The organism is Aestuariibaculum lutulentum (genome assembly GCF_032926325.1).
In the GTDB taxonomy this organism is placed as follows: Bacteria; Bacteroidota; Bacteroidia; order Flavobacteriales; family Flavobacteriaceae; genus Aestuariibaculum; species Aestuariibaculum lutulentum.
Genome location: NZ_CP136709.1, coordinates 3,134,195 through 3,159,882, shown reverse-complemented (window position 1 = coordinate 3,159,882; position 25,688 = coordinate 3,134,195). Strand labels below are relative to the sequence as shown.

Genomic DNA, 25,688 nt, shown 5'->3' with positions numbered 1-25,688 from the left:
TGAATGCTAACTGCAATATTTTATCTTTACAGCCTTAAAACAGAACTTGGTTTATGAAGATTTCTTATAATTGGTTAAAACAATTTATAAAAACAGATTGGACACCAGAACAAACTGGTGAGTTACTTACAGATTTAGGTTTAGAAGTTGAAGGTATTGACACTTACCAATCTGTAAAAGGAGGCTTGGAAGGCGTTGTAGTTGGAGAAGTATTAACTTGTGTACAACACCCAAATGCCGATAAATTAAGCGTTACTACTGTAAATATTGGAGGTGATGCCCCTGTACAAATTGTATGTGGTGCACCAAATGTTGCCGCTGGGCAAAAAGTACCTGTAGCGACTATTGGAACTACCTTATACACTGAAGAAGGTGAAGCCTGGACCATTAAAAAAGGGAAAATTCGTGGTGAAGAAAGTCACGGAATGATTTGTGCCGAAGACGAACTTGGTTTAGGTAAATCGCACGATGGCATTATGGTTCTTGATAGTGAACTTACTGTTGGAACTCCTTGTGCTGAAATATTTGAGGTTGAAAGCGATCACGTATTTGAAATAGGCTTAACCCCAAACCGTTCCGATGCGATGAGTCATTGGGGAACTGCCCGCGACTTAAAAGCTGGCTTAGTTCAAAAAGAAATTAATTTAGAATTAATTACACCATCCGTTAGTGCTTTTCATGTGGATAGCAGAACACTAAAAATTGATGTTGAAGTTAAAAATAAAGATTTAGCACCAAGATACTGTGGGGTTACCATTTCTGGTTTAAAAGTAAAAGAATCTCCGGCCTGGTTAAAGCACCGTTTAAAAGCTATTGGCTTAGCTCCAATAAACAACGTGGTAGATGCTACAAATTATGTTTTACACGAATTAGGGCAGCCACTTCACGCATTTGATGCGGCAAAAATTGCAGGAAATAAAGTTGAAGTTAAAACACTGCCTTCCGGAACCAAATTTAAAACCTTAGATGGTGTTGAGCGCGAATTACATGAAGATGATTTAATGATTTGTGATGCTGAAAAACCGATGTGTATTGCTGGTGTTTTTGGTGGTGAATATTCCGGAGTTTCAGAAACGACAACGAGTATCTTTTTAGAAAGTGCGTATTTCAATCCGGTAAGTGTTCGTAAAACAGCGAAGCGTCATGCTTTAAATACAGATGCTTCTTTCAGATTTGAACGTGGTATTGATCCAAATATTACAGAATATGCATTAAAACGCGCTGCTTTATTAATTCAGGATATTGCGGGTGGTGAAGTAACTTCAGATGTTATGGACTTCTACCCGAACAAAATTGAAGATTTCCAGGTGCGTTTAAGTTTCGATAACGCCAAGAAATTAATTGGAGAAGAAATTCCGAAGGAAACCATCAAACGTATTTTATCGTCTTTAGAAATTAAGGTTAATAACGTTACCGAAGCTGGTTTAGGTTTAACTGTACCTGCTTACAGAAACGACGTGCAACGTGAAGCAGATATTATTGAAGAAATATTACGTGTTTACGGATATAACAATATTAAAACTACTGAAAAGTTAAATGCTTCTATTTCTAATTCAACGCGTTTTGAAGATCATAAAATTCAAAACATAATTGGAGATCAGTTAGCGGCTTTAGGATTCTTTGAAACTTTATCAAATTCGTTAACAACACCCGCTTACGCTGCTTTAAGTGACCAGTTAAAAGAAGAGCATAACATAAGCATGTTGAATCCGTTAAGTAACGATTTATCTGTTTTAAGACAGTCGTTATTGTTCTCTGGTTTAGAAGCTATTTCTTTTAATATTAATAGAAGACGTGGTGATTTAAAACTCTTTGAATTCGGAAAAACCTACCATGGTTTTGGTGAAGACAAACGTGAAGAATTTAAACATTTGGCTTTATTTGTAACAGGAAATAAATCTTTAGAAAGTTGGAATTCTCCTATTTCAAAAAGTGATTTCTTCTACTTAAAAGGTTATGTGATTAATATTTTAGAACGTTTAGGTATTTCTAAATTCAATGAAAGTCCTGTAAACTCTGATTTATTTGCTGAAGGCGTAAGTTTCAGTTTAGGTAAAATGAAATTGGTTGATTTCGGACTAGTGAAAAAACCAATCTTAAAACATTTCGATATTGCTCAGGAAGTCTTATTTGCCGATTTTGACTGGGATACCATTTTAACGATTGTTAAGCGTAATAAAGTTGTTTTCGAACCAATTCCTAAATACCCGGAAGTGCGTCGCGATTTCGCTTTATTATTGGACGATCAGGTAACATTTGAATCTATTTACAAAATTGCCAGACAAACCGAAAAGCAATTACTTAAAAGTGTAAACCTGTTTGATGTATACCAAGGTAAAAACTTACCAGCTGGCAAAAAGAGTTATGCAGTAAGTTTCACGCTTCAGGATGAAAACAAAACGCTTAACGATAAGCAAATTGATAAGATTATGAGTAAATTACAATCTAATTTTGAAAGCCAGTTAGGAGCGGAATTAAGATAATTTACAAACTATAAATTCTAAAAGAGCGCATTCGATTTTCTAATCTAATGCGCTTTTTATTATGGTTACAATTCCAATAATTAAAATTAAACCCAGAGATATTTTTTTAAAGTTCTCCTGTGAAATTTTATACAAAAGCAATTTTCCTATATAAGTTCCAAGAATACCAATCCCTACTAAAAACGGAATGTATATTAAAATGTCTTCTTTAATATACCCGTTAAAGAAATAGACAATTGTTCTGCTTAAATCTACACCAAAATCTATAATGGCCGAAGTCGCTATAAATACATTTTTTTCAAGATTAAAAGCCGCCATTGTTAATCCGCGAATAGCCCCTCCTGTACCCACTACTCCGGCTACAAACCCAGAAAGCGTTCCACCAATAATGGCTTCTTTTTTGTGAGGTTTTATGATTAAATCTTTTTTAATGAGAAATAATAAACTTAGAGATACAAGAAAGAAACCTAAAAACAACTCTAAAAAAGTGACTTTTAAAAACTTGCTCACAATTCCGCCAATAATAACAAATAAAACTGCTGGTACACCAATATAAAGGATTAAGGTTTTATCAATTCCTTTTTTAAACAAAGCAATTTTACTAAGATTACTCACTACATGAAACACGGCTGTGATGCCTAAAACGGTTTGAAAATCGAAATAAAAATTAGCAATAGGCACAAAAAACACAGACGATCCAAAACCACCAACAGTCCCTATAACTTCAGCGATAAGAGCTAATAATAAGAATACAAATTGAATGTCTTTCACAATGGAGATTTATATACTAAAGATACTCAATAAAGTAGACTTTAGCTACACATATCGTGATACAAATTCACAAAAAAATTGTATATTTAGAAGACAACGATTAAAACTTAATATCATGAAAGACTCAAATTATATTAAAATATATACTGGCAGTTTGGTTACAACCCAACGCATTATAAGTGAATTAGATAAAGTTGGCATTAGCGCCGTCGTTAAAGAACAATCTGAAACTGGTTTAATAGCCGATGTTTTTGGAGGATCAAGAGATTTTCAGGAAGTTTTTGTGCATAAAGATGAACTGGAAGCCGCTACTAAAGCAATAAAAGATTTAACCTCTGAACTGGAAGCTTAATTACAAAAACTAAAATTTATGAAAAACTCTGAATACACAAAAATTTACACCGGCGATGCCATTATGGTCAGGCGTTTTATTTTAGAACTTGAAGATGCCGGGATGAATCCTATTGTAAAAGATCAGACAGAATCGGCGCGATTAGCAGGTTTTGGAGGTGGTATATTACCTGGGTTTCAGGAAATATTCGTTCATCAGGATGAATTAGAGAAAGCAACACAAATAATAAATGATGTTACTTCAGAATTAGAAGCTTAAACTAAAAATATTCTAAAAAAAAAAGCGACTCCAGTATATGAAGTCGCTTTTTTTATCTATAAAGTTTTGATTAAGCTTTAACCGAATACATACTGTTTCGTAATTCCTTAATTTTTGGATCCTGCATATATTCATCGAATGTTGTGTAACGATCGATAACGCCGTTTGGAGTTAATTCTACCACACGATTTGCTACTGTTTGAGCAAACTCATGATCGTGAGTTGTAAATAACACCGTTCCTTTAAAGTTTGTTAACGAGTTATTGAACGCCGTAATACTTTCAAGATCCAAGTGGTTAGTAGGCTCATCTAACATTAATACGTTAGCTCTGGTCATCATCATTCTACTTAACATACAACGCACCTTCTCACCTCCTGATAGTACATTCGATTTTTTAAGCGCTTCTTCACCACTAAAAATCATTTTTCCAAGGAAACCACGAATATGTACTTCTTCACGCTCTTCTTCGGTTTTAGCCCACTGGCGTAACCATTCTACCAACGTTAAATCGTTTTCAAAATATTCGCTATTATCTAATGGTAAATAGGATTGTGTGGTTGTTACACCCCAGTCAAATTTACCGGCATCTGCTTCTTGCTTATTGTTTAAAATCTGATAAAATGCTGTAGTTGCTCTTGAATCTCTCGAGAACACTACTACTTTATCTCCTTTAGCTAAGTTTAGGTCGATATCTTTAAATAACGTTTCGCCATCAATGGATGCTGCTAAACCTTGAACATTTAAAATTTGATCTCCTGCTTCTCTATCTCGATCAAAAATAATCGCTGGGTAACGACGACTTGTTGGTTTAATATCATCGATATTTAACTTATCAATCATTTTCTTTCTACTGGTTGCCTGTTTACTTTTTGCAACGTTAGCAGAAAAACGACGAATAAACTCTTCTAATTCTTTCTTCTTTTCTTCGGCTTTCTTATTCTGTTGTGCACGTTGACGTGCTGCTAACTGCGACGACTCATACCAGAAGGTATAGTTTCCTGAAAAGTGATTAATTTTTCCGAAGTCGATATCTGAAATGTGTGTACAAACCGCATCTAAAAAGTGACGGTCGTGAGAAACCACAATAACACAGTTTTCATAATTTGCCAAAAAGTTCTCTAACCAGGAAATCGTTTCATAATCCAGGTCGTTGGTAGGCTCATCCATAATTAATACATCCGGATTTCCAAATAAGGCCTGTGCCAATAACACACGCACTTTTTGCTTACCATCTAGATCTTTCATTAACATGTAATGAAAATCTTCTTTAATATCCAGGTTAGAAAGCATCGCAGCAGCATCGCTATCGGCATTCCATCCATTCATTTCCTCAAACTGCACCTGAAGCTCACCAATTTTTTCAGCATTCTCATCAGTGTAATCTGCATATAATGCATCTATCTCCGTTTTAATCTTGAATAATGGTTTGTTTCCCATTAATACGGTTTCTAAAACGGTGTGTTCGTCATATAAGTTGTGGTTCTGTTCTAAAACCGACATACGTTTTCCCGGTTCTAAATGAACATGACCAGAAGTTGCATCCTGCTTTCCTGAGATAATCTTTAAAAACGTAGATTTACCGGCTCCGTTTGCGCCAATAATTCCATAGCAATTCCCTGTAGTAAATGTTGTGTTTACTTCATCGAACAACACTCGTTTTCCAAATTGTACTGATAAATTTGATACTGATAACATAAGTTTATAATCGTTTAACTCAGATGTTTAAAATCCTGATTTTGTATTCGCTTAATTTATATATAGCAAACATTTCTAAAACTCTTTTGTAGAGCGTTGCTATAAATTTGTGCAAAAGTAGAAAATTCAAACCGTAAGTGGAAACTTAGTTCCTGAATTTTAACCCCAATAACTCAATGATTTTGTTATATTAGCTGTTTTTTCGAAGTTTCAACTTTAACAACGCCTTAACAGCACTATATTAATACAACCCATATTTTTGTATAGTAATAAAGTCGACCAAACATTCTATGAGATTACACTATTTATGCATATTTTTAGGTTTAACACTGGTTAACTGTGTAGATGACAAAAAAGCCGGAAATGAGAATTATGCATATTTTGGAGGGGAAATTATTAACCCTGGTAATGACTTTGTTGTTCTCTCGAAAGCCGATAAAATTATTGATACGGTTAAGTTAGATAATCGTAACCGTTTTCTTTACAAATTTGAAAATATTGAAACTGGTGGTTTATACACCTTTCATCATGGTGGTGAAATTCAGGTTGTTTTTTTAGAACCAAAAGACAGTTTACTTTTTAGGCTTAATACCCTTGAATTTGATGAATCCCTGGTTTACACCGGACGTGGTGACAAAAAGAACAATTATTTGGTTAATGAATTTTTAATAAACGAAATTCAGGAAAAGAATATTTTTAAATACTGCCAATTAAATCCTGAATTATATCTTAAACGCATTGATTCTTTAAAATTTATCAAACTTAAAAACCTTAAGTTGTTTAAAGATCGTTATGAAACTTCTGAGCTATTTGACAAAATAGCCATGGCAGATATCAATTACAACTATTATTCTAGCAAAGAGGTTTATCCGATGGTACATTATGGAAGAGATAAAAGTACTATTTTAGAATCTCTACCTAAGGATTTCTACGATTACAGAAAAGATGTTGATTACAACGATGCTTTTTTTAAAGACAATCATTATTACGATAAGTTTTTAAGACATAGTTTTAACAATATGGCGCTTCATGAGCATTACAACCATAATGACAAACAACACTTTAATAGAAGCTCGCTGTGTTACACTTTAGATAAGCTGGAACTCATTGATAGTTTAGTAAGTAATCCTGTTATTAAAGAAGAACTACTTTATTATTATACTATAAACTATTTAGCAAGAAGTACAGATTCTATAAGCAATAATAAACTTCTAAATTCATATTTAAATAAAAGTACTGACGAAGAAAGTAAAGAAAATTTCAAACGCTTTGTTTCGATGCTGGACGTAACTAAAAATGGGGCAGCCTTCCCATCGGTTAAAGCTTTCGATACTAAAAACAACGAATTAGATTTAAAGGAAATTATTGATAGACCTACCGTTATCACATTCTGGTCTCATTTATATTACGATCACTTTAAGGATAGTCATTATAAATTAAGAGAACTAAGAATGAAATATCCTGAAGTTAACTTTATTTCAGTTAATATCGATAATTACGATAGCGATAGAATTAAGAAATCACTAATAGATAAAAGATTCCCTTTACAGTACGAGTACATCTTAAAAAACCCAAAAGTATCTAAAGAGTTTTTAGCTGTACAGCCTATGACTAAAACTTATTTAGTAGATAAGCACAAAATTATAGTTAACAGTAATGCCAATATTTTCTCAAGTAATTTTGAGGAGGAAGTATTAGGTATGATTAACCGATAATAATCACTATAAACTAATTAAAGCTTATAGTGATTCATTAGTAACTTTTCGTAAAGGTTATCTGGCAAAATACGTTTTAAAACCACAGAGAATTTCTGCATAAACTCCCCTACTTTGTAATGCACCTTGGGTGATTTTGTATTGATTACATTATAGACTGCTTTAGCCATCATTAAAGGGTCACTGCCACTGTCTACGTGAGTATTCATTAACTCTAAGGTATTTCCGTAAGGTTCTTTATATGGTGAGTCATCCAGTAACGGCGCATGATAACGTCCTGCAGCTATATTGGTAGCAAAATCTCCGGGAGCAATATTAGTCATATTAATATTAAACCCCTTTAATTCCATTCTAAAAGCCTCGGTAATCAATTCTAAAGCGCCTTTGCTAGCACTGTAAACACCACGATACGGTAAGCCCATATAACCGGCAATAGACGTAATATTGATGATTAAACCCGATTGTTGTTTACGCATCTGCGGTAATACGGCTTTAATCACATTTATAGGTCCGAAAAAATTAGTTTCAAAGTTCGCTTTAATTTCTTCCTCTGGAATTTCTTCAATAGCTCCGGTAATTCCGGCTCCGGCATTATTAATAGCAATATCCAGTCTGCCTTCCTTTTCTATAATGGTAGAAACCGTTTGCTTAATCGTATCTGTATTTTTTACATCTAAAGCTAAAATGGGAAATTTACTATCCGGATATTTCTCAGGATTTCTACTGGTTCCGTAAACAATAAATCCTTTATCGGTTAAAAATTCTCCAATAGATTTTCCTATACCAGAAGATCCTCCTGTAATTAAAATAACTTTAGACATATTTAGATGTTTTTTGAAGACGTAAAGGTAGTATTTTGAATGGCTTTTTAGGAAACAAAAAGGCATAAAAAAAGGCAAGCTACCTACATCACACCGCTACGACCATTTACCTTTGCTGCGTTCCCGCCCTGGAGGATTCAACAGGAGCTGGTTGTGTAGGACTTGCCGCTGCAAATATACAATCTTTTAAAAGTTTCACAATGATTTTTTACTCTGATTTTAAATAAATATCTTGCTTTAAATTAAATATCTCAAATGAAAACATACAAGTACTTAGTAATCATATTTTTAAGCGCAACCCTTATAAACTGTGGTTCTAACACAGGATCGAAAAAAAATGGATTTTCTATAAAAACGAATGCCGAAAAGGGCAATATTTCCAGTAATGAGACCCTAAAATTAGACCTAGAAAATCTAAAATCGCATACTATCGACTCCGTTTCTTATACTTTCGACGGAAAGTCTATTGAAAATAATCTTACACTTTCAAATTACAAATTAGGAAAACACACTGTTGAAGCCACTATTTACTTTAACGGCGACAAACAAACCATCAATACTTTGGTCACTATTTTAGCCAGCGAATTACCTAAAGTGTATACCTATAATATCGTTAATGAATATCCACATGATATTACTTCTTATACCCAAGGATTAGAATTTCACAACGGACAACTTTACGAAAGTGTTGGTCAATATAAAGAATCTAAACTTCGCTTAGTTGATTACAAAACTGGAGATGTTTTAAAGAATATAAATATAGCTGATCAGTTTTTCGCGGAAGGTTTAACCATTTTAAATGATAAAATCTATCAGCTTACCTGGAGAGAAAACACAGGTTTTGTTTACGATGTAAATTCATTTGAAAAAATAAGCAGTTTTAAATACGGACAAAGTAAAGAAGGCTGGGGACTTTGTAACGATGGAAAAACGATTTACAAAAGTGACGGTAGCGAAAATATCTGGTTGTTAAATCCGGAAACATTAACTGAAGACGACCATATTGAAGTTTACACTAACAAAGGTAAAATTGTTGGTGTAAATGAACTGGAATGGGTTAATGGCGATATTTATGCTAACCGTTATCAAAAGGACGGCGTAGCGATTATAAATCCTAAAAACGGAGCTATTATTGGTGTTGTAGACTTCTCTCCTCTTAAAAAGAAAGTTACACAACACGAAGGTTTAGACGTACTAAATGGAATAGCTTATAATCCAGATACCAATACCTTGTTTATTACCGGAAAACGTTGGGATAAATTATTTGAAGTAGAAATTGTAGAGAAATAATTTTAGGAAAACATATTACTAAATAATCAAGCCACAAATTCATAGATAATTTTAATCTAAGTTATGTATGAATTCGTGGCTATTTTTTTTAAAACAATAAAAACTTATTGTTGTTTAGATTGGTAATTCATCATTTTAAACGCCACAGGGATAAATAAGATTCCAATTAATACAAACAGGAAAAACGCATTTTCAAGATTAAAGGCATGCGCAAGATAGCCTATCAATGGTGGTCCTATAAGCATGCCTAGTATTGCATATGTAGTTATAATTGAAATTGCCATTCCCGGTGAATATTTTTTCGAAGTTCCAGCCAATGACATGGTTACCGGAAAAATAGCAGCCGTACCAAAACCTACCAGGAAAAAACCTGCCAAAGCCATCCAGAATGTTTTAAAAACAATAGCCATAAGTATTCCTGTAGCAATTAACAATCCGCTTAAAATATAAGTCTTTAAAATCCCTATAACATTCACTAATTTATCTGAGAAGAAACGAGACAGAGCCATGGTAGTCATAAAAATTAAATAGCCATAGGTAAAGACTTCTTCATGTAAAACTTCTTTAAAAAAGACACCGCTCCAATCAAACATACCACCTTCACATACTGCTCCAAAAAATATAAGTATTCCCAAACTCATAATATAAGGATCAGGTTTACTAATTATTAATTTATTTCCTGAAGGCGATTTATCATTTTTAACTGTGAATCTAAAGGTTAGCAAAGCCACAGCTAAGCTAAAAACAGCAATGCTTAACATGTGAATTTGAATAGGCACATCAAATTTCACCATAAGTGTTGAAATACCAACACCTACAACACCTCCCGAACTCCAAAGCCCGTGAAAAGCCCCTACTACCCTTTTTTCATATTTCTTTTGAAGTGTTATAGATTGGGTATTAATTGAAATATTTAAAATTCTTAAACAAAAGGCAAATCCTGAAATGGAACACACTAAGGCAAAAGTTGTTGTGGCAAAACCAATGGATGCCATACTAATAGAAAATAATGTAAAAGCGAAAATTAACGGAATACGACTATCAAATTTTGACACCAGCCACCCTGAAATAGGTAAACCTATTAACGAACTTATAGGCATCGCTATTAAAATGGTTCCTAATTGCGCATCATTTAAATCAAAAAACGTTTTTATAGTAGGTATGCGCGATGCCCAAGTGGCAAAACAAATACCCGATAAAAAGAAATAAATACTTAAAGCAATACGTTGTTTGGCTCTTAATTCCATTGTCAGCTCATTAATTTTCAACTTATAATGAAGTTCATTTTTTGAATCTTCAGTCTAATACAAATTGAATTATAAAAGTAAACCTCAGCTTAAAAACTGAGGTTTGTAAATTATTAATATTTTAAGCTGCAAAAATACTACAACGTATTGATTTTAAATCATAATAATTGATTTTAATTATGAACAGGACTTTGCGTACACGGACAGTTACTAATACCTTGTAAAAATTCTAATCCAATAGTTACGACATGCGTTCCGGAGTTATACCCAGAAAGTCCGTTTGTAGTAACCTGATACGCATAACCAAAGTAGAAGATTGATTTTTTGAATCCTACCATTGGCCCAATATTTAAAGGTTTTAAGAATTGATCGTTTAAGAAACGATAAGAGATTCCTCCCCAGAAATAATCTTCGTAACGGTTGTATTTTCTAAACTTAAAGTTTAAATCGGTACTTGAACGTTTATCACTACTAAACATTTGATAGAACACAGAAGGTTCAAACTCTAAACCACTTTTTTTAGGTCCTCTAATAGTATACCCTGAATAAATCTGATAGTTTAAAAGTAAACGTGGCTCCAGTTTTCTAATATCTCCATTAAAGTTTTTCGGTAATAAGTTATTTGCATTAAAACTTAAATAGAATCCGTGATTTCTGTACAAGGCACCAACATCAAAGTTGTTGTTTGATGTCCTTCTATCATCTGTAATAAACGGATCTACTACAGGGTTTTCATAACCTGTGTTGAAATTATTAATGTCTATTCGGAAATTATTAATGTTATACGAAATACCAAACGATAAATACTGCTTAGAATAATAATCTAGAATAATGTGGTGAGCGAATGAAAACTTAGCACCGGTTTGAAGCGTGTTACCATTTTTATCATTGTAAAACGACACCCCAACTCCAGAACGATCAGCAATTCTAAAATCGGCATACACGGATTGGTTATCGGGAGCACCTTTAATTCCAACCCATTGTGTTAATCCGTTGGCTCTGATTTTTAAATTATCACCAATACCTGCAAATGTTGGGGACACCACAAAATTATTATCTGCCAGATATTGAGTAAATACCGGCAAGTTTAACTCTTGACTATAACTGGTTGTTATAGTCAAGAATAAGATATATATGATTAGTTTTCGCATCGTCGTAAATTTAATATTAACAGTCATAAAACCACTAATTACCTGTAAAGCGTAAAGTGTCCAACAAAATCTCTATCGTCTTTAGGGTCGTTAAGTTTCACAACAAACCAGTAATCACCTGTTGGTAATTCTTCTCCGTTATACTTACCGTCCCATTTTTGTCCGGCTTTCAATCTCGCTACTACACGTCCGTAACGGTCATAGATATCGAACGTCAGGTCTTTATACTGCTCCGTACATCCAGGCCCCCATTCATCTAAGGTACCATCACCATTTGGTGTAAAGTAATTAGGAATACAAACATCAATATACTCGAAATATCCTGAAGCTTCTAAAGTACATCCGTTACTATCAACTACTGTTACTGTATAGTTACCAGTTTCATAATAAATGAATGTGCTTTCGCTGCCATAAGATTCTCCATTTAAGAAGAACTCATATTCACCAGTACCTCCGGTTGCCATAGCTTCAATTGTATTGATAGTTTCACCTTCCTGAATCGCTAACTGTAACGGTTCGTAAGCTTCAATATCAAATAATTCGGTTTGCTTCGTACATCCGTTAGTATGCCTAACATCTATATAATGACCAATGCCTGCAGGAACATTTACAAATATATTACTTGCCTGATATGGCCCGCCATCTAATGAATATTCTAACTGTGTCGGGTCTGTCATGGTTTCATCCACATAAACCGTTACCATATTTGTAGAAATATTGTTTTCACAACCATACTCCAATACGGCTACAGGATCAATCTTAACAGGATCTGGGAATTCAATATTCCATTCAGACTGACAACCTTCACTATCGGTTACGTAAACCACATGATCTTCTCCATTTAAATTAGAGAATGTGAACAACGTTTGACCATCGGCTCCTTGAACATAATTTCCGTTGATATCATCAAGAGCCACACTATAAGGTTGAGTACCTCCCGTAATTTCAATACTGAATTCTCCGTTCATATCGCCATCACATAACACAGGGATTAATGAATTCGGAACAATAGTTACGAACTGAGGATCTGGTTGTGCTATTGTAAAATCGAATAACACATAGCAACCTAATTGATCCTGAACTAAACCTTGATAATCACCTGGCTCAAGGTTATCGAAAATAGGCTCATCAAAGAACTGATTCATTTGTGGTGAAATCGCATACTTGATAATACCACTTCCTCCGGTTGCAGTGATTTCTAAAATACCATCGTTACTTCCGTTACAGGTTACATCGGTAACATCCCATTGAACTTCTAATGGTAAATTAGGTTCTGTAATAGTTACTGGAACAGATGTCACTAAACAATCACCACTTTCTACATGTACCTGATACGTTCCGATTGGTAATTCGGTAAATACACCAGGACTATCCTGAACTGCAGTTGTAATGTCGTTACCTGAAGCGTCTTGTAAAGTATAAACATAGTTTCCTAAACCACCTTCAGCTTCTGCAACAATAACTCCTGTGGTATCTCCGGCACAATTAATAGTTGCATTAGTTGTATCTAAAATTACTGTCAACTCCGGAAGTTCTTCCACAACAATATCGTTAGATACCACAGACGTACATCCGTTAGCATCTCTAACATAATATCTGTACGTACCTGGCGCCACAGAGAACGTGGTTTCTGTTGAAAACGAACCTAAAACTGTTGCAAATAATTCATCTGCACTATACTCATAAGTTCCTATTCCACCCGTTGCGCTTAAAGTCAATGTCGCATCAACTGTACAGGTTTGAGTTGAAGCTTTCACTAAACTTGCCACCATTTGCTCAGGTTCCGCAATAACGATATCTGCAAAAGTCGTTTCACAAGTAAAGCCATCTGAAACAGTCACGTTATATATTCCTGCTCCCAAACCTGTAAACACGTTAGATGTTTGCGGCCCAGATGAACTTACTACCGGTGATAATGTGTTTAAAGTATAGGTATAATTTCCACCTTGTCCACCTAATACATTCGTTACAGTAATGCTTGCCGTTCTGTCACCAAAACATGACAACATAGTTGTGCTTGGAGTAACTATTGCGTCAATTGGTAGCGGATCTATTAATTCCACTGTTTCTGAAGCAATACAGCCTTGGCTATCTCTTACACTTACCGTATAAATACCCGCAGATAAACCTTCGAAATAATAAGTACTGCTGAACGCTGAAATTACAGTTGCTCCTAATTCTAACTGATACTCATAAGCTCCTGGCCATCCACCTGAACCACTTGCTGAAATGGTTCCATCGGCACCAATACAAGTAATATCGGTATGAGACGTTTGAATTTCTAATGGTGCTGTTGGTGCTGTAATAGTTACATTCGTTGTTACCGTACAGAATGGCGCATTCGTTAACGTCGCATTAATAGTGTAGGTTCCTGATGCTAATCCAGTAATCGTTAACGGACCAGCATTGGCCGAAGCTCCCGATTGTACTGAAACTCCTGAAGCATCTAATACATCATAAGTAAACGGGCCAGCTTCGCCGGTTGGTGTTGGTACACGATCTACTAACGTTAAAGTAACACTGCCGTCGTTATCGCTAAAACACGTTACATCTGTAATACTTTCAACTTCTAATTCAAAGGTATTTGGATCGGTTACATAGTGCACCGTTTGTAAACTACAACCTGTATCTATGTTTTCTACTGTAATAATGTAATTACCTACTGTTAAACCTGTAAAGATTCCTGTTGCATTGGTTTGGTTGTATGACACATTAACCCCTTCAACAGTATATTGCAGATTTGTTGCTCCAGAAGTTGTTGCAGAAACCGTAATATCTTCATCGTTAACACAAGTAATCGCATTATCAATTGCGATATTGATGTCCTCTAACTCTACATAAGGAGCAATAACTGCAGTTGTTGTTCCAGAGCATCCATTTTCATCGTATACGTTAATGGTATAATTTCCGCCAAGGAAATCAGCTTCATTATAAACATTATTTGAACCAGATTGTGCTAAAACACCATCTCTGTAGAATTCGTAAATCACATAGTTATTAGAACCACCTGTAACACCCGAAACTGTGATTGAAGCAAAGTTTGCTGCATTTGTATCCGGAGTACAAGTATACTCTACAACTGTAGGATTTGGAACCACAATAGCATCGGGCTCACCAACAGTTTCCTGTTGCGTTAGTGTACAGTTTCTTCCTGAAGTCACTGTGACATCATACACCCCTGGTGCTAATCCTGTAAATACATTCGATGTTTGTGTGGTTACACCTCCGTCTAAGCTATAAGTATAAATAGGGTTATCGTTAGTCGCTGGTAAATTCACAGTAATCGTTCCATCAGCACTTCCGTTACAGGTTACATCGGTTGGCGTAGTAGTAAATGTTACCGGTGTTGGAGCATCTAAAATAATAGGTGCTGTATTGGTACATCCTGTATCCACATCAGTGATTGTAACTGTATAAGAACCTGAAGGAATGCCAGAAATTTCATTACCTGTAATGGTGGCTCCTGCAAAATCAATCGCATAGCTATAATTTCCTGAACCTCCTGTTCCGTTAACTGTAATCACACCATCGGCAGTATCACAACTTGGTAAAGTGGTCACTGCAACATTTAAATCTAATGTCGGATAAATTTCAATTGGTGTTGTTTCTGTATACGTACATCCGTTTCCATCTTTAACTGTAACATAATACGTACCCGGTGTAGATACCGTGAACGTTGGACTGGTTTGGAAACCTGCTCCGATAGAATAACTAAACGGCGCTATTCCTGTTGGATTAGTTACTGTAAATGTAAACGGATCTCCATTTAAATTACATTGATTATCTGAAATTGCTGGTACCGTTACTGTTGGTAGTGGATCGGTTGTAATGGTTGCATCAATCATATCTGTACACCCATTCGCATCTCTTACCCAAACATCCCAATCTGTACTTGTTGTTGGATCTAAAACTGCAGACGCACTATTGCTATAGTCTGCATCAACCGGAGCAGAACCATTAATAACAAACGCATACTCGTAAGGTAATGTACCTCCTGTTGCTTCAACCGTTACTTGTGCACCAAAATTACAGTTTGCATTAATATTATCAATTTCCGCTAAAGTTACTGCCGTTGGCTCTCCTACTGTTACTGTAATGGTATCTGTACAACCTGTAACATCATCAGTCACTATAATTGTTTGATCTCCCACAGGAACTCCAGTGATACTAATTGTTGGATTAGTTTGTCCTGTAATTGCTATTCCTCCATTAATGGTATAACTATAAGTTCCTGAAAAACTACCAACAGTAAACTCTACAGCTCCATCTGAACCACCTGTACATAAAACATCATTTATTAATTGCCCTGAAACTGTAATATTTGTTACCGGATTAATTGTATAAGCTTCGGTATAATAACATCCATTTTCATCGGTTACGGTAAATGTATAAGTACCTGGAGCTAAACCAGCAAATACATTTGAAGCCTGAGGGCCAACAGCTACCGGAGAAATAATCTCATAAGATAAAGTTCCTACTCCATCTGTTGCTGTTAAAGTCACATCTGTTGTTGGATTATCACAAGTTACCTGATTAGCGGCAAAATCTAAATCTGTTGGTACACTTAAATCCGGAATAACAACATCTATCGCTGTATCAATAATACATCCGTTAGCATCTTTAACCCAAGCCTGGACCGTTCCCGCATTATACGTTGCATACGTATTAGTTGAAGTATAATTAATACCATCAAAACTATAAGTATATGGTGCTGTACCTCCACTTCCTGTAATCGTTACAAGAGCAGGTTGCGTTGCATTTCCAGCTCCACAGGTTAAACCTTGAGTAAGTTCTCCTGTACCACTTACCAATGTCGGTTCACCAACATCTGTTGAAGTTACACTTGATAAACATCCCTTACGGTCTCTTACTAGAATATCGTAAGTTCCTAAAGCTAATCCATCAAATACATTTGAGGCCTGCCAAGTTGTTCCGCCATCATTACTATACTCATAAGGCGCAACACCATCCGCTGCGGTTACAATAATACTTCCATCTGCACCTCCATTACAAGTCACATCAAATACCTGAGTGGTTAATGTTGGTGTTGTATTAGGAGTTACCTCTACCGGATTAGACGCTGGCGATTCACAAACCTGATCATCTGAAACTTTAAACACATACGTACCAGCAGTAGTTGCAGTAAATACATCACCTGCCATTGCGAAATACGTTATACCTCCATCTGAACTATACTGATATGTATAGTTTCCTGTACCACCTGTAGCTGTTAATGTAATTTGAGCATCATTAGTTAAACAAGTTAAGTCGTAATCTAAATTAGCATCCAATAAAATTGGAGGATTAACCGTATATGTTGTAGAATCTATACATCCGTTTGCATCTCTAATACTTACTGTATAGCTTCCTGCAGAACTTATGCTGAACGTATCACTTGTTTGATATGCTCCACCAATACTGTAAGTTGCTGTTCCATCGAATGTATTACCTGATACCGTAATATTAAATGCCGTTCCATCGAAACATTCCAAAGTAACAGGATCTATTGTTGGTGCCGAATCTAAAACAACGGTTACATCAGCATCTTTCATACATCCATAAGCATCTTTCACGTAAACTGTATAAACACCGGCTGCTGCTGTAAATGTATTGTTTGTAACCCATCCAGAGTCTGTTGCTAATGGTGCTGAAGCTGACTCTAACAATAACATATATTCATAAGGCGCAGTACCATTACTTGCTATAGCTGTAATTAGTCCTAATTCATTACAGTTTTCATTCCTTGTTGAAGACGCTGTTAATCCTAATTCAATTGCTGATTCTGTAATATTAAATGGTTCTGAAACCATGCTACATCCTGCGTTAGTTGCACCAGCCTGTTCCGTGATTACTATAACATAATTACCAAAATCAAGGGTTCCTAAATTCGTTACAGATAATGTTCCGTTTGCCGGAATTGTTCCCGAACCTGTAATTCCGGTTGTAGCTAAAGTTTGAGAATTATATATTTCATAATCAACATCTGTAGTTGTGCCATAAGTACTATTAATATTAAAACTTACACTACCATCTGCACTTCCTACACAAGTAATATTATTAGGTATTAACGAACTTACCGTTAAAGTAGAGTTTGTTGGGATTGCTGTTTCAGCTGTTTCATAATAATAACAACCTGTTGACCCATCATGAACAATAAATGTATATGTTGCTCCAGGAATCAAATTAGTAAACGTCGTTTTTTTGCTGTTTACAGCATCTTCATCCTGCCATGGTGCCGTTGTTGGAGATGTATAAGTCATTCCCGGACCAGTATATATTGCAAAATGGAAAGGTCCCGCACTTGCCAAGCTAGTTCCAATTGAAACTTCAGCAGAACCACCTGTAGAACAATCTGCTGGTGGAGAAGATACTGTAATGTCTAAATCATCTGGTGGTGATGCTACTAAAATATTTTGCTCTAGATACGTACACCCATTGGCATCGGTTATCAATACTTCGTATAAACCGAAATCAACAACTTCAAAATGTACGGTTGAACCATCCTGATTGGTTACTTCCTGATCATACCCATTAACACCTGTTACATGATAGGTATAATTAGGTGTACCTCCACTAACAGAGTTAATAATTATTTCTCCCAAAGATGTTCCATTGCTAGAGTCACAAGTAATAGGTGTTACATCATAATCTAATGTTATAACATCAGGCTCATCAATAGTAATTGTTTCCGTGTCATTACACCCCCTAGCGTCAGTAACAGTAACCGTATAGTCACCGGCTGGTAAACCTGACGTTTGTGTTCCATAATCAGTTCCTGTGATATCATTGTGTACATTAATAACAAATGGAGGGAAGCCATAATTCATGTCAATATTGACATCGATAGAAGCCGTTGCTTCTCCATTACATGAGATATCCTGAGTCTGGTTTACACTTAAAATCACAGGATTTACTGTATCTGTAACAGCTATTACTCCTGTTTGTTCTGTACACCCATTAGCATCTGTAATTTCAAACTGGTAATTTCCAGCCGTTGATGTTGAGAATGTAAACGTATTTCCTGAAACTACCGGCGCTGTACCTGTTCCTTGAATTAAAACTACAGTATAAGGCGCATTTCCACCGGAAATAGTTCCTTCAATTGTGGCTTCAGCTGGTGCCGAACAGGTTAAGTCTTTAGTTAATAAAGCATTTACTGTAATAGGTTCAAAAACATCTGTAGCTGTATCGGCTGTTGCTATACATCCATTAGCATCTCTAACCATTACAGTATAACTTCCAGCTGCATTAACAGTGAAAATCGGACTTGATTGATATGAAGCACCTCCATTAATACTATACGATAATGGTGCAATTCCAGTCGCACTAACTTCAAAAGTAAATCCTGAACTTGCTGTACACTGATTATCTACTGTTGGCGCTGATACCGTTGGTAACTCATCCTGGTCAATAGTAACTTGTGTAGGTGTTGGCTCTGTACATCCGTTAGCATCTTTCACATAAACATCCCAAACTAAAATTGTTCCATTACTGGTATCAACTGTAATTACATTACTTGTTACATAATCAAAATCACCTGGAACAGGATCTCCTGAAGGTACAGCTGCATACCAATAATTAGGTGTTCCACCTGTAGCTGAAACTGTAATTTGAGATTCTGAAATATTACAAGTAATATTAGATGCTGAAGCAGTCACCCCTATAGCAGCTGTAGGTTCATTAATAGTTACACTTTCGGTAGCTGTACATCCCGTGTCGGTGTCTGTCACTGTAACAGTATACGTTCCTGCTGTTAAATCTGCCAAATTAATTACCGACCCTGTAACGGTATCTGTTCCACCAGTTACTGTATACGTGAAATTCGTCGCATTAAATACTTCAAATTGTGCTGATCCGTCATCTCCTCCAAAACATAACACATCACTTAATTTCAGAGCGGTCATTGCTATCGGCGTTACCGGGTCGATAACAAACGATTCTGTATAATAACATCCGTTTTCATCGGTTACTCTAAATACATAAGTATCTGGCGCTAATCCTGAGAAAACATTTGATGTTTGAGGTGCAACCACTACCGGAGAAATAATTTCATAGGTTAATGCACCTACACCATCTGTTGCTGTCACCGTTACTGTAGATGTGGTATTATCACAAGTTACAACAGTTGCCGAAAAATCTAAATCGGTTGGTGGATTTAACGCTGAAATAGTTAATGAACCATCAGCAGTACATCCATTAGCATCCTGAACAGAATATGTTATGGTTTGATCTGAACCATTATCATTGACTTCTAATGTATTTGAAGCACTATATCCTGAACCGTTAAAACTATACGTATACGGTGCGGTTCCTGTTGTTGGAACAGCAATAGTCACTGTTGAAGATTGTGCTGTATTATCGGCAGCACAGCTGAAAGGCGTTGCCGTAGCATTAGCCACTAAAGTTGTCGGTTCAGTTATTGTTACGGTTCCATCAAAAGTACATTCATTAGCATCCTGTACCTGATATGGATATGTTCCGGCAGCTAATCCTGTATATAAGGACGTTGTTGAGAAACCTAATCCGTTAAAATTAAAAGTATAAGGACCTACGCCTCCTGATGGTACAATTTGTACTGAACCATCACTACTACCATTACATAAGGCATTAACAACTGTTGTTGTCGCTGTTGGATTTTCAATAGGGTTTACTGTAATCACATTCGATACGGCAATACATCCGTTTGCATCGGTTACCTGAAATTGGTAAGTACCATCAACACCTGTGGTTAAGGTAAACGTGTTTCCTAATAAATTTACAGTACCTGAACCTTGAATTAAGCTCACTGTATATGACGCATACCCTTCAGAAATCGTTCCTGAGATTACCGCGTCCGGTGATGCTGTACAATCTAATTCCTTTGTTAATGTTGCAGAAATATTAACCTGAGCAGCAATCGTTTCAGCATCTAAGGTAACTATACATCCGTAAGCATCTCTTATCGTAAATATATAATCTCCAGGTGTTAAATTGCTGAAAACAGGACTTGACTGAAAAGCTCCTCCGTTAACACTATACTCGTAAGGTATTTGCCCGCCTGAAGCAGAAACTTCTAAAGTTGCCCCATTAGCCGCATCGTAACAATAATCGGCATTTACAATTGATGCTGTTGGTGCAGTTGGAGCTATTAAACTTATTGTTGTCGTTGCCGTACATCCGTTAGCATCTGTTGCTCTAATGGTATAATCCCCTGCAGCAACATTGGTTAAAATACCATTCGCGGGGAAGGTATTTACAACAGTTGAACTCGCATCTAATAATTCGTATGTATACGCCGGTGTTCCACCTGTTGCTGTTGCAGTTACTGTAGAACCATCCAAACAAGTTACCGGAGTAGTTGTAGCCGATACGCTTAATGGTGATGGCGCTGTTATTACAGCTTGTAATGTTGCATCACAAAGTCCATCTGAAGCTGCATCGTAGCGCACCACAATATCATAAGTTCCTTCACCTAAGTTTGAAATAGTTAAAGGTGATGTTGTTGTGGTATTCCAGGTTGTTCCTCCATCAATTGAATACTGGTAGCCATTCGTAGCATCAAAATTTTGTGCCGCAATAGTAATACTTCCGTCTCCTGCACTTGCACAGGTTACATCGCTTGTTGAAACAATATCCGCAGAAAACGCTTGTCCTGATTCAATAATGAATGGGAAATCCTCCTGAGTAATACAAGTTACAGGTAACTGATACACTTCAATATCGTCTACGGCAAAATCAATACCGTTTACCTGAGCAATTTCTAATCTTAATACAAAATCTAAAGACGTATTATTTCCAGGATCTACGGTTTCATTAAACTCTACCCAACCATTAGTTTTAGGAATACCACCAATAGACTGAGATGATAACGCCACACCATTACTATCCTGTAATTCTACAGTAAGTGATGCATCTGGTTGTGTATTTCCAACTTTTAATAAATTAGTCGCAAAGAAACGCACCTGAATTGGTTGATTCGGAATGATATCGGTAATCGGTTTTCTGTAAACCACCGCATTATCTGGAATAGCAAAACCTGCATCTACTGCTAAGAATCTACCCGGAATACTTCCCGTAGTATGATCTCTCGGACTCCACCATCCGCTATACGGATTGTTTCTTAATTCGTTTGTAACCGTATATTCTCCATTACCAAATAGTCTATCACCATTACATTTTGTTGCTTCTACCTGTCTTTCAAAACAGAAATTCGGATTAATACCCGGTGATGTTACATCGCCACCTGAACCAAAACTTTCAAATAATAGGTTACTATAGGTTGGTACAGTTTCTAATTTATAAGTCACGCTAATGGTATGACTACCTTCGGATACATTTAAGAAGGTTTGAGGATCTGCTAAATTCTGATTTTCAACGCCATCCAATAAATAACCGTAAGAATACGAATCTGATCCCGTATTATTTACCACAACCGTTGTGTTACCTGTACCATCACAATTGTAATCTACATCTGAAATACTAATTGACGGTGGCACTGGTTCCGGATCGATAATAATACCAGGCATCGCATAAATACAGCCATTGGCATCTCTCATGTAAATAGTATAGGTTCCCGGAGCTACCCAAGCTTCATTATCTGAAGTCCAGCTTGCCTGGTTATCAAAACTATATTCATATGGAGGTGTTCCTCCCGTTGGGTTTGTAACACGCACTCTTCCTTCTCCATTTGGTCCACAACCTGCCAATTGCGATACCCCAGCCGAAGCACTTAACGGATAATCGGTTTCTGTAATGACTATATCTTCAGCAACACTAAAACACTCTTCACCATCTAGGGTATATTCAATAAGTGTTTGGTATGTTCCAGCAGTAAGATTATAAAAATTAGGATTCGATGAGAATGTATTTCCATTATCTATACTATAGCTAACACTGTAACCATTCGCATTGGTCACGCTAAAAGTTATACTTCCAGAGTTCTCTCCGTTACATAAAATATTGGTTTGCTCCACTGTAAATTCCGGAGGTAAAATACCTTCGATAGTTTGGGTTGTTGAAGCCGAACATCCATTAAAATCAAATACTGTAATATCGTATGTTCCTGGTGTTGGTGCAGCAATTACTGGAGAATCCTGTGAAATAGTATTCCCGTTTACATAATACTGATAAGGCGGGGTTCCTCCTACCGGATATACTGTAATCTCACCATCGGTACAGGTTAAAGGTTTAGTAATAGCCGATGTTACCGTTAATACCGGTGGTTCAATAATTTCAATATCACCTGTAAATGTACAGCCATCATCTGTTGTAATGGTATATGAATAAGTTCCCGGATTAAGATTATCGAATGTATAATCGCTATCCATAATTGGACCTACGCTATTTATCAGCGTTCCTCCCATAGATAAACTGTAGGAATACTGTGGAAGTGCATCGTTAACCGCTAATTTTATCGTCCCTTTATCTCCGTTACAGGTAGGCTGCGTTACAAATTCGGTAACATCAGCTTCTCTTTCACGCACATAAATACTAGGTGTTTGGAAAATACAAGGATTTAAATCTACTTCAACCTGACGAATATAAACGGTATAATAATCTGGTGTAGTAATCTCAAAAACATTAGACGATTGCCATGGTCCGTTAGGATCTAAACTATATTCATATCCTGAAGGTACACCGCCAACAGTAACCTCACCTGGAGTGGTACAAATAATATCTTTAGCAGTAATAGTTGGATCTAATAAATTCTGATATACATTGAAATAGAAAATACTGTAACATCCACCTGGATAATTAATAACAATTCTGAATTGTCCAGCATCATCAACTAAAAAGTCAGGGCCTGAACCTACTTCGTTCCAGGTACAAGATTCATTTTCGTTAGCACAATCATCAACTAACATTTCATCACAACTAGATTCATCTAATTGTTGCCAACTAATAGAAACCGCATCACTAATACCTGTTTGAATATTACGAACATCATTCGCACCACATAAGAAAATATAAGGTAATACCTTACCGTCGTTAGGACAGATTGGTAATAAATCGGCATATGGAATAATTGGATTCGTGATTGTATTTCCGTAAGGAATAACATGTATTGTTTCCTGAATAGAAATACAGGTTGATGATGTCGTATTGTTTACGTAATAAGTTCCTGTACCTGTTGCTGTATATGTTTGTCCTGTTCCTACAACCGGTGATCCAGTCGGACTGGTAGACCATGAATAACTATCGTAACCAGCAGCAGCCGTTAGTACAACTGTAGAACCACATAGTATTTCTGTTTTTTCGAACGTACAATTAGAAATATCCACTAAAAAGTTTGTAGATCCCGGCACACCAAGACATTCTTCGGTAGCAAAACTACCTTCATCCTGAATAAAAATACCACTAATTTGACCAGTGTATGTGCCAAAAGCCTGATTTTGAATTTCATTAGAACACGCCTGACTTAAATCGTAACAATTAGGAACAATTTGTACTGGTATACGTATTGTAAAAACCGGATCATTAATCTCTACAGAACTATTAGGTATTGCAAAAATAATAGTTCTTGTTACCGGATCGTAAGATTGAATGGTGGCTCCACCGGCATTACTTAAATCGACATCTGCCGGATCGAAAACGATATTATCCGGTAATACATCTTTAATTGTAAAATCTATAACATTATCATTACCTGTACTTTGATATGTAATTTCGTAAAATAACTGCTGACCTAAATATACATCAGCGCCATCAATATCATCACCACTGGTATTTTCAACTGTTTTAATTAATTCGATATCTGGTGATATAATATCTACAGCAAATGCACTAAAAAATGCAAAAACAGGATCGGCCTGTCCTCTGGCTACCTGCAATCTAAAATCTGCTGAAGTATCGTTATTTTTTATAAACTCTGGTTCTGCATTTAATATTTCGAGAAAACCAGTATCATATCCTAAAGTGTTTTCACTATTTGGAATCCTAGGATTCATAACACTTGGTGGATTAGGCGTATGCCCATAACCAATATTCTCTATAACAGAACCAAAGAATTTATTGGCACTTCTTTCATCGGTTGTTACCTCTTTACCGTTAATTTCTAACTTGGTCGCACGCTTTGTTCTATCTCCATCTAAAGCGCCATAAGCAAATTGTAAATCTACATTTCCTACTGGAGGGGTTCTAAATCCTGTTACTGGAATGGTTTCCTGATGTCCATCATATATATGGCTAAACCCATCAAATAATGTAAACGATTTGGTGTGCAATTCCGGATCTTCGTAAATAATGATTAAAGACCATCCTGCACTTAAACCAGTAGAATTATTAAATCCTTCGCTTGAAACTACATTAGCCATCGTATAAGTACCCTCAATATCTGTTAAAGAAGATACAATATCAGTCACATTAGCATAACACGCATAAGGTGTATTTCCTGGTTCGCTTGTTTCAGAGATAATAGGTGTTGAAATTGCATCGTATATTAATTCACCGGAAATATCTGCATAAGTAGAACTTCCAGGTATTTTAAACTTTACATTGGTAATATTAGACCTTGTTTCACCACTTTTAAGCATGGCACCCCAATACAATCCTGCGAACGCTACACGATAACAATCGGTAGTACTTCCGTCTTCATGTATTGGCATAACAATATCTGCACTACTTGAACTAAAGGTCGAGGCATCACTATCTATATCAATATATTGCATATTGATATCCTGATTATCTTTTGAAGTATCGTTAAAATTATTATTGTCCTGTCCTAATATCGCATTACCTATTACAAGCATACTTCCTCGAACATCGACCTTTTCCCTAACAGAAAATTCCTTGTAGGTTTGAGCCATACCGCAATAGGATAGCAGCAGGAATAACAAAACCAAAGTAGGTTTAATAAAAGTAGTTTTTTTCATGGCGGTTAGTTTTTTATCACTTATAATACCTAATTGGGGCACAGTATTATAAAT

Annotated in this window: 11 protein-coding genes and 1 other RNA gene; 5 read left to right on the top strand and 7 right to left on the bottom strand. The window is 36.0% G+C overall.

Annotated elements, in window-relative coordinates:
• The first annotated feature begins 53 nt into the window (after positions 1–53).
• Entirely contained in the window at positions 54–2,483 is a 2,430-nt protein-coding gene (gene pheT, locus R1X58_RS13465; protein WP_240574150.1) for a phenylalanine--tRNA ligase subunit beta, read from the top strand.
• 39 nt (positions 2,484–2,522) lie between these two features.
• Here pheT and R1X58_RS13460 read toward each other — a convergent pair whose 3' ends face one another.
• Positions 2,523–3,254 (bottom strand): sulfite exporter TauE/SafE family protein, encoded by a 732-nt coding sequence (locus R1X58_RS13460; RefSeq protein WP_240574153.1) that lies wholly within the window; start codon positions 3,252–3,254, stop codon positions 2,523–2,525.
• A gap of 115 nt (positions 3,255–3,369) precedes the next feature.
• Between R1X58_RS13460 and R1X58_RS13455 the strand changes: the two genes are divergently transcribed.
• Together R1X58_RS13455 and R1X58_RS13450 are read left to right on the top strand one after the other, a co-directional pair.
• Complete coding sequence (locus R1X58_RS13455; RefSeq protein WP_240574156.1) at positions 3,370–3,606, top strand: DUF2007 domain-containing protein; 237 nt, start codon at positions 3,370–3,372, stop codon at positions 3,604–3,606.
• Between the two features lie 18 nt (positions 3,607–3,624).
• Complete coding sequence (locus tag R1X58_RS13450) at positions 3,625–3,864, top strand: putative signal transducing protein (protein ID WP_240574169.1); 240 nt, start codon at positions 3,625–3,627, stop codon at positions 3,862–3,864.
• A gap of 70 nt (positions 3,865–3,934) precedes the next feature.
• Here R1X58_RS13450 and R1X58_RS13445 read toward each other — a convergent pair whose 3' ends face one another.
• Positions 3,935–5,560: an ABC-F family ATP-binding cassette domain-containing protein gene (locus R1X58_RS13445; RefSeq protein WP_240574173.1), complete on the bottom strand. Its 1,626-nt coding sequence runs from the start codon at positions 5,558–5,560 to the stop codon at positions 3,935–3,937.
• A gap of 290 nt (positions 5,561–5,850) precedes the next feature.
• On the opposite strand from R1X58_RS13445, the gene R1X58_RS13440 reads away from it, so the two are divergent.
• Positions 5,851–7,275 (top strand): TlpA family protein disulfide reductase, encoded by a 1,425-nt coding sequence (locus R1X58_RS13440; protein WP_240574176.1) that lies wholly within the window; start codon positions 5,851–5,853, stop codon positions 7,273–7,275.
• Between the two features lie 17 nt (positions 7,276–7,292).
• Here the strand turns inward: R1X58_RS13440 and R1X58_RS13435 are convergent, their stop codons facing one another.
• Together R1X58_RS13435 and ffs are read right to left on the bottom strand one after the other, a co-directional pair.
• On the bottom strand, positions 7,293–8,096 hold the full coding sequence (locus R1X58_RS13435; RefSeq protein WP_240574179.1) for an SDR family oxidoreductase: 804 nt from the start codon (positions 8,094–8,096) through the stop codon (positions 7,293–7,295).
• Between the two features lie 69 nt (positions 8,097–8,165).
• Positions 8,166–8,264, bottom strand: an RNA gene (gene ffs, locus R1X58_RS13430) — signal recognition particle sRNA small type.
• A gap of 87 nt (positions 8,265–8,351) precedes the next feature.
• On the opposite strand from ffs, the gene R1X58_RS13425 reads away from it, so the two are divergent.
• A complete protein-coding gene (locus tag R1X58_RS13425) occupies positions 8,352–9,386 on the top strand; it encodes a glutaminyl-peptide cyclotransferase (RefSeq protein WP_240574181.1) in 1,035 nt (344 codons plus the stop codon).
• Positions 9,387–9,490: 104 nt separating this feature from the next.
• Here R1X58_RS13425 and R1X58_RS13420 read toward each other — a convergent pair whose 3' ends face one another.
• The 3 genes from R1X58_RS13420 to R1X58_RS13410 all read right to left on the bottom strand — a co-directional run bounded on the left by R1X58_RS13420 (position 9,491) and on the right by R1X58_RS13410 (position 25,634).
• Positions 9,491–10,633 carry an MFS transporter gene (locus R1X58_RS13420; protein ID WP_240574183.1) on the bottom strand — a complete coding sequence of 381 codons (1,143 nt, stop codon included), beginning with the start codon at positions 10,631–10,633 and terminating at the stop codon, positions 9,491–9,493.
• Positions 10,634–10,806: 173 nt separating this feature from the next.
• Entirely contained in the window at positions 10,807–11,784 is a 978-nt protein-coding gene (locus tag R1X58_RS13415) for a PorP/SprF family type IX secretion system membrane protein (RefSeq protein ID WP_240574184.1), read from the bottom strand.
• Positions 11,785–11,822: 38 nt separating this feature from the next.
• Positions 11,823–25,634, bottom strand: coding sequence for a T9SS type B sorting domain-containing protein (locus R1X58_RS13410; RefSeq protein ID WP_240574186.1), 13,812 nt, complete (start codon positions 25,632–25,634; stop codon positions 11,823–11,825).
• Positions 25,635–25,688 lie beyond the last annotated feature (54 nt).

Bases quoted from the DNA above. Each gene is read 5' to 3' on its own strand.
- pheT (WP_240574150.1), top strand. From the start codon at position 54: ATGAAGATTTCTTATAATTGGTTAAAACAATTTATAAAAACAGATTGG.
- R1X58_RS13455 (WP_240574156.1), top strand. From the start codon at position 3,370: ATGAAAGACTCAAATTATATTAAAATATATACTGGCAGTTTGGTTACA.
- R1X58_RS13450 (WP_240574169.1), top strand. From the start codon at position 3,625: ATGAAAAACTCTGAATACACAAAAATTTACACCGGCGATGCCATTATG.
- R1X58_RS13445 (WP_240574173.1), bottom strand. From the start codon at position 5,560: ATGTTATCAGTATCAAATTTATCAGTACAATTTGGAAAACGAGTGTTG.
- R1X58_RS13440 (WP_240574176.1), top strand. From the start codon at position 5,851: ATGAGATTACACTATTTATGCATATTTTTAGGTTTAACACTGGTTAAC.
- R1X58_RS13435 (WP_240574179.1), bottom strand. From the start codon at position 8,096: ATGTCTAAAGTTATTTTAATTACAGGAGGATCTTCTGGTATAGGAAAA.
- R1X58_RS13425 (WP_240574181.1), top strand. From the start codon at position 8,352: ATGAAAACATACAAGTACTTAGTAATCATATTTTTAAGCGCAACCCTT.
- R1X58_RS13420 (WP_240574183.1), bottom strand. From the start codon at position 10,633: ATGGAATTAAGAGCCAAACAACGTATTGCTTTAAGTATTTATTTCTTT.
- R1X58_RS13415 (WP_240574184.1), bottom strand. From the start codon at position 11,784: ATGCGAAAACTAATCATATATATCTTATTCTTGACTATAACAACCAGT.
- R1X58_RS13410 (WP_240574186.1), bottom strand. From the start codon at position 25,634: ATGAAAAAAACTACTTTTATTAAACCTACTTTGGTTTTGTTATTCCTG.